Origin of the sequence: Silvanigrella sp. (assembly GCF_044369315.1) — a bacterium.
Taxonomy (GTDB): Bacteria; Bdellovibrionota_B; Oligoflexia; order Silvanigrellales; family Silvanigrellaceae; genus Silvanigrella.
In genome coordinates this window covers 1-8,146 of record NZ_JBIPMD010000153.1, presented here as the reverse complement: position 1 = coordinate 8,146, position 8,146 = coordinate 1, and the positions used below count along the sequence as shown (strand labels likewise).

8 protein-coding genes are annotated in these 8,146 nt (G+C 30.9%); 1 reads left to right on the top strand and 7 read right to left on the bottom strand.

Features of this window, described 5'->3' with window-relative positions:
• Positions 1 to 168: 168 nt before the first annotated feature.
• The 7 genes from ACIQ56_RS11775 to ACIQ56_RS11745 form a co-directional block, all read right to left on the bottom strand.
• Positions 169 to 1,227 carry a hypothetical protein gene (locus ACIQ56_RS11775; RefSeq protein ID WP_397601255.1) on the bottom strand — a complete coding sequence of 353 codons (1,059 nt, stop codon included), beginning with the start codon at positions 1,225 to 1,227 and terminating at the stop codon, positions 169 to 171.
• A gap of 110 nt (positions 1,228 to 1,337) precedes the next feature.
• Positions 1,338 to 2,192 carry a hypothetical protein gene (locus ACIQ56_RS11770; protein WP_397601254.1) on the bottom strand — a complete coding sequence of 285 codons (855 nt, stop codon included), beginning with the start codon at positions 2,190 to 2,192 and terminating at the stop codon, positions 1,338 to 1,340.
• Between the two features lie 10 nt (positions 2,193 to 2,202).
• Positions 2,203 to 3,345: a baseplate J/gp47 family protein gene (locus tag ACIQ56_RS11765; RefSeq protein WP_397601253.1), complete on the bottom strand. Its 1,143-nt coding sequence runs from the start codon at positions 3,343 to 3,345 to the stop codon at positions 2,203 to 2,205.
• A 2-nt stretch (positions 3,346 to 3,347) separates the two neighbouring features.
• Positions 3,348 to 3,752, bottom strand: coding sequence for a phage GP46 family protein (locus ACIQ56_RS11760; protein WP_397601252.1), 405 nt, complete (start codon positions 3,750 to 3,752; stop codon positions 3,348 to 3,350).
• Positions 3,753 to 3,834: 82 nt separating this feature from the next.
• Complete coding sequence (locus ACIQ56_RS11755) at positions 3,835 to 4,617, bottom strand: phage baseplate assembly protein V (protein WP_397601251.1); 783 nt, start codon at positions 4,615 to 4,617, stop codon at positions 3,835 to 3,837.
• Positions 4,618 to 5,664: a phage baseplate assembly protein gene (locus ACIQ56_RS11750; protein WP_397601250.1), complete on the bottom strand. Its 1,047-nt coding sequence runs from the start codon at positions 5,662 to 5,664 to the stop codon at positions 4,618 to 4,620.
• Positions 5,664 to 7,112, bottom strand: coding sequence for a DNA circularization N-terminal domain-containing protein (locus tag ACIQ56_RS11745; RefSeq protein WP_397601249.1), 1,449 nt, complete (start codon positions 7,110 to 7,112; stop codon positions 5,664 to 5,666). The genes ACIQ56_RS11750 and ACIQ56_RS11745 overlap by 1 nt, the downstream gene beginning before the upstream one ends.
• Before the next feature lie 307 nt (positions 7,113 to 7,419).
• On the opposite strand from ACIQ56_RS11745, the gene ACIQ56_RS11740 reads away from it, so the two are divergent.
• A complete protein-coding gene (locus ACIQ56_RS11740) occupies positions 7,420 to 7,884 on the top strand; it encodes a hypothetical protein (RefSeq protein WP_397601248.1) in 465 nt (154 codons plus the stop codon).
• Positions 7,885 to 8,146: the final 262 nt, after the last annotated feature.

Genomic DNA, 8,146 nt, shown 5'->3' with positions numbered 1-8,146 from the left:
TCATGCGTTGTAACTCTCTGCATATAAAACCTTTCTAAAAAATTGAGCGGTTACAATAACCGCCCTTTTAAATTAGTTTTTTAAACAAACCCTTCTTTTAAATTTAAAATCCGATTTTAAAATGGTAATTATTTTAAAAAGTTAGAAAGACTTTAAAATTTAAAAGCTTTACTCGTATCGTATTTTTAGCCCCTTTTTAAATAACTCGGCGGCTTTGCGGTTATCTTTTGCTCTGGTAGCGTCGGCAGCGGCTTCAATTTCTGCTCTTTCGCTGGCTTCTTTAACCCATCGTATTTCTTCTGATCTACGTCCAGCTTGTAATCTGTTAGCAGCTTCAGCCCATCGTGCTTCTTCCTCTTGTCGCAATTTTTCAGCCCTGCGAGCGTCTTCTTCTTCCTCTTGTCGCAATTTCTCAGCCCTACGTGCTTCTTCTGCGTCTTCCTCAGCTTTGCGTGCTTCTTCTGCGTCTTCTTCAGCCCTGCGAGCAGCTTCTGCATTATTTGTTTCTTCAATTTTCCGAGCTTCCGCTGCTTTACGAGCTTCTTCAGCCTTGCGTGCATCTTCAGCTTTGCGTGCTTCCTCAGCTTTGCGTGCGTCTTCTTCAAGTTTTAATTGTTTTTCTGCTAGGTCTTCCTGACCTTTTTTGAGGCTTTGTAATTCGTTGGCTTTACGATCTCTTTCAGCATTGGCTAGTTCTGCATTATTTGCAAGCATTGTTTTAATTTGGTTTTTTAGTTCTTCAATTTCAGAAATCAATTTTACAACAACGTTGTTATATCTAGCTTCAACATGTTTTTTAGATGGGATAGACCCATCTTTTAAACCGTCAAACGATGTGTTAAAAAATGTATTTAAATCTGGTGCATCATTATAGTTAATCTCACGAGAGCAAGAAAGCCATTTACCTGTGTTTTTTTCACGACTAATTGTTTTTGTTTCTTGAGAAACTTTTAATAAATCATCTGATTTTAAAACTTTGATAGTGTTCGATACATTTTTAGAAACAAAAAATTCATTTCCGTTGTTATTTGTATTAATGCTCAATTTTAATATTTTTTTATCAATAGCTTCATTCAACTGATCATTTTTATCTTTATTTAAAACAAGCCCTTCTTTTTCTATAACGTTAATAATTTCGTGCTGAACATCATTAAGCCATTTGTTGCTTAATGAAATTTCTTCGCTTGTTTCATCAAATTTACCGTCATGCGTTGTAACTCTCTGCATATAAAACCTTTCTAAAAAATTGAGCGGTTACAATAACCGCCCTTTTAAATTAGTTTTTTAAACAAACCCTTCTTTTAAATTTAAAATCCGATTTTAAAATGGTAGTTATTTCAATTACTTTTAATACCTTTGATTTTATTTAAAGATATAAGCTTTGGTTTCTCTTCTTTTTTGGGTTCAGGTTGAGGCTGTGATTGCGGTTTAATTTCTGGCTGTGGTTGAATCTGAGGCTGCTGAACAGAAGGCTGTTGCTGTGACAATGAATATTTAGGGTTTAATGGGTCTATTAAATGATCATAGTCGTCAATTTTACTAGGTCTGTAAGAATTTTTATAATCTGCTTCAGATTTGTGAATATATCGAGACCTGTATAAAATTCCCTCTGTTTCACTTTTCATCACATATTTATTTAAACCTTTTCCATAGTACATCGTTATAGGAACTTCCCAAACGATATCAAAATCAGAAAATAAAAAGCCAAAATGCAAATGAGCAGGGCAAGCATTTTGCAAAAAGTAACAAACGTACACATCTTTTTTGATAGCAAATGAAAATAGAATAGCGTTTATTTGTTTGCCTTCTGCTGTTTTTTTATTAACAATTTTATTCGACCCAATAATTAAACCTGTAGTATAAAAACAATCTATAATTTTAACATCAGGGTCAAATTTTCTGGCTAATTCTAAAAATGATTCTAAACTAGGTGAGCCTTTTGCTTTTAAAATTGCAGTTATCTCATTTATTCTTTGTGCGTTATTTTTTTCTTTTGGATTTAATCTTAAAGGTTTTTCCCATATGGGATATATAAAACTATCGCAAGTATCAGGAAAACTATTTGTAATTAAGTTATCTTTAGCAATACGTATTCTTTCAAATTCAAGAGATATTGATTTAATTAATCTAAAAAGATTTTTTCCTTTCCAGTAAATCCCTTTAGGCAGCAATTTAATAAATTCTAAAAACATAATTAACCTCTTAAAATATAATTTCCGATAAAACGGGTAGCTGGTCTTTTGTTAAAACAAGAGATTCTTTAATTTCTAGCAAACCACCCGTTGCAATTTCATTTCCACTTAAAGAAGTTCTTTGATTGGGAATTAATGAAGTGTCTAAAACTTCTAATTTTACAGAAAAGTCCTTATAATTTAAATTGAATTTACTTATTAAAATTGAAATAAAATTGGGCTTGTCTATTTGTTCAGATAAATCCATTTGTCTAAAATGTTTTTCAAAATACTTTTTTATATCTTTTGTAAATTCAGAAGATGACAAAGATGTACTTGAGTTTATTGAAATTGTAATTGTAATAGGTACTTTAACAATATCAATCATTTTAATTTCAGCATTTGCAGGAGCTATTTCCGTTATATATGAAAGCATTATATCTTTATTTTTTGGGACAATATCAACACTATTATCACAAACATAAGCTAAGCCAACACTGCCAGCTACATTTAAAGGATACCGAGGAACACACCAAGCTCTTGTTACGCCTTCAATTTCAAGCATCCATTCTTCATAATCTTTTTTTGTCCCTATACGCACAGGGTTACGATAAAATGCTAAAATTCTTTCTCTCCACGTTTCCGCATCTTCCTCATCGGCTGCGCCAATTGCGCCAATTTCATCAAAAAAGATTTCGTTATTTAATATGTATTCGATTGGACTATTTAAACTTAAAGCTGTCTCACCTAGTAAATTATAATCTGCTCCTGAATTTTCCGAAATTACGCTAACAATAGCCTTATTATTAACTGTTGATACTGGTGTTAATGTAAAAAATTTTAATCCTAATTCAGTTTGTAAAACAGTTCCTTTTGGAATTACTACATTATTTTTCGTTGATTTTATAATAACTTTACCTGTTGAATATGCAGATAACTTTCTAGGTACGTTATAAAATCTACCCCAATTAGGTAAATGTTTTTCATCGCATGTAAAAGGCGACATTTGTAGATATGCGTAATAAATTTGCCGATGTAATAAATAACAGACCCCTGCAATTACGCTTCCCAATTGGATTAGGACATACAAAACACCCGAATTTAATTTCGGAAAATAACTTAATATATCACTGTGAATCCTTGCTTGAATTTCTTGAAAGGTTTCTATCTTCATTTTTAGACTCTTATTTTATAAGTGATATTTGTTGGGGAAGTAACTTCTATTAATAAATTAACTCCTGTATTTGATTTATCCACGGTAACTTTGAAGTTTTTAATATATTGGGGGACTAAAATATCTAAAGCTTCGTTTGTGTAATTCGTTATTTTATCTAATAATTGATTGTTTATTTTCCCTCTATTTAACACAGTCCAAATTTTTGATCCAAAATTATTTGCAAACCATCCGCCCGTGTCTTCTTCGCCTTGTGGTAATTCCCAACTCTCGCAACGACAATCCGTAAATAAAATCATTCCAATTAAGCTTTCTAAAAATTCTTGTTCCGAGGAATTACCTGTTTTTTCTAAATTTAAATCAAAACATTTTTGTTCTAAATCGTATGAAAATATTAAGTCAGACATAAAATATCCTTATTTAAATGAATCTATTTTTGTTTTAATTTGTGAAACATCGGAAGCTAATTTTTTTATTAGGGGTGAGGTACTAAGTGGAGCTGTACCAGAGGGAGCAAGGGGGGGTTGTTGCGTTACCTACTAACGAAGCAAATTGATTAACCGCTTGAACAAGTTCACTAATAATACTTATCAATTCTCCACTGCTACCTTGTACTTTAAATTTATTAGTTTTTATTTCCGTGGTTTGAGTATCAATTTTAACGCTTGTGGAGGCTTTCAATTCAAAAGATTTAGTATCAATAAGGCTTGAATTAGCAGCTTTTAAAGTAAACGATTTAGTCTCTTGATTAATGCTTTCACTAGCATTTAATTTAAAAGCTTTGGTCTCTTGATTGATATTGTCAGAAGACTTTAATTCATAAGCTTTAGTCTCATTCTTAATGCTGTCAGTAGCCTTTAGTTCAAATAACTTAGTTTCATCCTGTATTTTCTCTTTTACTTTGGCAGTATAAAAATGAGTCTCTAATAAAACTTTATTGCCATTTTGAAAATGTAGTTTGTCTTTTTCATTGGTATATAATGCAACTTCTCCTGATTTTAAACTGATAGGTCTATAGTCTTTATCTTCTGTGGCTACAATGTAGACCCTGTCTCTTTCGCCTCCTGCCGCAATACAAAGGGCTTCGGTTTCAGGTAATGGCACAGAAGTAATGCCGTATTGTTGCCATCTTTCCACTTTTTCTTTTATCTCTCCCGAAAACAATTCTAATTGGCATGTTTGAGTTTTAGTTTTATCGTTCACAATTTTTAATGTACTTGTGCTAATAAAATTATGGAATTTCTGGTAAATAATTTCGTTAAAATTTGACATTTAAATTGCTCCTATATTGCCTAAAGATTTTTCAGAACGGCTTTCTTGGGGTTTGTATGCTTCAGGTATTACAAGTTTTAAATTTGTTTTATATCCAGATGTATCAAAGTTAAATACAGTTTCTTCAATTAAAAAATCAGCTCTTATTTCAAAACATTTAAAATCGACTGTTACTATTTCATTAATTTCCCACAACTCGCCATTTGGATTTAACCAGCCAACTACTGTCACATTTAATTGCAAACTTTTAGCGGTCTGATTCATCATCTCCCACTTACACCGCTCTAATGCTTCCACCTTTGCCGAAGCTTTACTTAAAGCAATTAATTTTATTCTTGGTCTTTTAACTGTGGGGTCTCTAACTTCTGCCACTGATTTTTTATGTTTTTCGTCTGGCGTGCCTTCATTAACGTAAGATTTATATGTTTGAAATTTTTGTGAATCATCCTCTACAATATCAAGCTCTAGTATATTTTTACCTTGTTCCAATTTGCCGCATTTTTTTGTGCCTACATCGGAAAAGATTAAGCCCCCGTTACGGTCTGGATACACTAAAACGTTTTGATATTTAGCTAATTTGCTTATTGTATTAAAAATTGTTTCCGTAGGCTGCATAGATATATTTTTAATTATGGTATTAGCCTTGCTACTTTTTCCAGATATAGAGATATTAAAGCCGCTTAAAAGTGTCTCTGCCATTTGCTTTAAAGATTGATTTTTAAATTCTTTGGAACTTAAAGCAGCGGTGGAATCAACTAAATCCCCTGTTTTATCCCTGCCACTAACCGAAAAAGATAGTTGCGAATTTGAAGCTTTATTTGCCCTTTTTTCCACATAGCCATCAATTAAAGGCATATTTTTATAAAAGACTTTGCAGCTATCGCCTCGCTTAATTAAATTTAAAGCTATTCCTTTTTCGATTTTAGCGTAATAAGATACCTCAAAAGAACCCGATAATGCCGCTAATGACCTTGTTATTTTAGCTGAATGCCAGCCTTTTAATTCCCCACCATTTGTCTTAACTGAAATAAGATATTCATTACTCATTAGGATAACTCCAGTATTTTATTTTTTTCTATATTAAATAAATTAGATATTTGATTTAATTCTAAAATCTTATCAATATTTTCAATTGATTTAGTTTGATTGAAAATCACATTAATTAAATTGTCTTCTTTGTTTACTTTAAAATATTGAGCTTCATTTTCATTAGATGAAATAACGTCAAACGGTAATAAAATGTTAAATCTAACATTTTTTAAATTATCAATTAGCTCTAATATTTCAATATTATCTATCCCATCAGCTTTAGGGTCTATTATTTTAATTTTTCTTTCTATATTTATATTTTGATTTAGTTCAATTTCTAGTCTTTTAATTTCGGTATCAATGCTTTTAACTAAAAATTTTTGATAATCATTGGCACTTTTTTTAGTTTCAAAAGTTGCTTCAGTGGCATATATACAAGCATCAATTAATGTAACGGTTTTCAAATGCTGAGCGGTCTTTTCTTTGGCTAAATGTGTGTCTGACTTGTTTGCTTTATTAAATTCTTTTAATTTATCAATGTCTTTTTCTTCTTGTAGTTCCTTTAATTTTGAAACTCTTCTGGTTGCTTCTAGTTCTGTTTGTGGTTTTGGCTCTGCTTGGATGTCAAGTTTTTTAATGGCAGCTTTAAAATTATTAGCTACTTTAGAAGGACTTACGTTGGATTTAACTTTATTATTTAGCATTGTTTTAGATGGGATAATCCCATCTAAAACACCATCTTTATCCTCAAATGCTTTACCTGATAAAACTGAATTGATTGCGCTAATTGCTCCCGATAATAATTTAGCAATTCTTTCAGGAGAATTTTTTATAGCATTTATTAAATTTTTAACACGTTTTAAAACATTAACAGCGTCACAAACTACCTGAGCCACTGCCCCAATTACATCTAAAGCGGCTCGTACTATGCCTATCACTTCATCAATTATTCCGTTTATTTTATGCACATAATCCATAACTGCATCAGCAAAATCTTTTAAATCTTTTATGAATTTTTTAATTGCTGAGAGCTTAGATTTTATAAAATCCAATAGATTAGGTTTAATAGTAACCTTTGGCGGTGCGGGTTTGCTGCATTCTACAAACTCAAAATCTAAATCTATTTGGCCTATTTTATTTGCTTGTACTTTTTTAATAAATACTTTGCACTCAGCCATTGTGTAAATATTAGTTGGCAGAGTTAAAACCCCTGCCATATTCGCTTCACAGGCAGCCTGTAATTTTTCCAATTTATCTTCTTGATCGTGGCCTATTAAAAAAGCTGACACTTTCCATTTGCGTCTAGCACGCCCTAAATGTTGCTCTTCAAATTCTTCTTTGAATGGCAATTCAAACAAGGCGAGTCTCTGTCCTGTTTCGCTGGTTTCCGTTTCTATGTGAAATTGGATTCCTCTGAACTCGCCAGTAAACGGCTTTATTTGGTTATATGGTTTAAATTTAGCCATATTCACTCCCTCCCAAATGCAAGGTTAGGGATTTTAAAAAACTTTGTTTTTGGATTTAAAATTGGAAGGTAAAAACGAGTAGTTATTTATATGGGAGTAGTAAAACTTTGAAAAAGCGTTTTAAGGGTGTTTCTGGCTCGATTTTGTATTTTTTTGACTAACAATTCATGCGAGACCAAAAATCAAATTTTTCTTAGCAGTCAATTGACTGCTATAATTTTATGAATTGAAATATATATAACTTTTTAATAGCATCCTTTTATGTCATAATCGTAAGAAATATTCAATTAGTATATATGAGGGACTAATGTCTGAAATAATTACAAAAATAATTGACCTATTAAAACAGATATTTTTAGTAAAATCAATTATTCTAGAAGATATATATAGTAATAAAAATACAGTAAATTTAAGTGATATAAAAGAAATGCAGGAGAGAAAAAAAGGGAAACTATTCAAAGACCCAGATGAATATAAAGGTTTTTATTCAAATTTAAGTAAAGCAGAACAAGAATATCACTCTAAAGCAAATACTGAAGATTCAACTTGGAATAAAGATGATTGTACTGCAATTGAAATAAAAGGCAGAAATGAATTACTAGTTAAATGTTCAATAACTAAAATTCATTTAAAAATATTTTTTTGCAGTGTAATTAAAATATTTTTTGTAATAATTTTAATAGCTATAGCATTATTTGCTATAATAAACTTTAGCGATTTTATAAAACAAGTAATAAAAACGATAACATCTATTTTAGATTCAGCTAAATAAAAATCTAGTAAAATAAATACAGCATATGCATATAGTCAAAAAATTAAACTCAAATTATAAAAATAAAATCAAATACTTAAGTCTACTTTCGAGTTTCACTTCTCAAAACTCGGATATTTGCAAAAATCACCGAAAATGTATACCAAGGCTGACTTACCCTAAAGTGATTCCTTTTGGTGGACAATATGCTATGAACTTAGGCGTTCATATAGAAGGGTTGTCCAATGTTAAAGAAGAAATCAGTTAAAAGTCAATATTCTCT

Coding starts and splice junctions, on each gene's coding strand:
- ACIQ56_RS11775 (WP_397601255.1), bottom strand. CDS start 1,227: ATGCAGAGAGTTACAACGCATGACGGTAAATTTGATGAAACAAGCGAA.
- ACIQ56_RS11770 (WP_397601254.1), bottom strand. CDS start 2,192: ATGTTTTTAGAATTTATTAAATTGCTGCCTAAAGGGATTTACTGGAAA.
- ACIQ56_RS11765 (WP_397601253.1), bottom strand. CDS start 3,345: ATGAAGATAGAAACCTTTCAAGAAATTCAAGCAAGGATTCACAGTGAT.
- ACIQ56_RS11760 (WP_397601252.1), bottom strand. CDS start 3,752: ATGTCTGACTTAATATTTTCATACGATTTAGAACAAAAATGTTTTGAT.
- ACIQ56_RS11755 (WP_397601251.1), bottom strand. CDS start 4,617: ATGTCAAATTTTAACGAAATTATTTACCAGAAATTCCATAATTTTATT.
- ACIQ56_RS11750 (WP_397601250.1), bottom strand. CDS start 5,664: ATGAGTAATGAATATCTTATTTCAGTTAAGACAAATGGTGGGGAATTA.
- ACIQ56_RS11745 (WP_397601249.1), bottom strand. CDS start 7,112: ATGGCTAAATTTAAACCATATAACCAAATAAAGCCGTTTACTGGCGAG.
- ACIQ56_RS11740 (WP_397601248.1), top strand. CDS start 7,420: ATGTCTGAAATAATTACAAAAATAATTGACCTATTAAAACAGATATTT.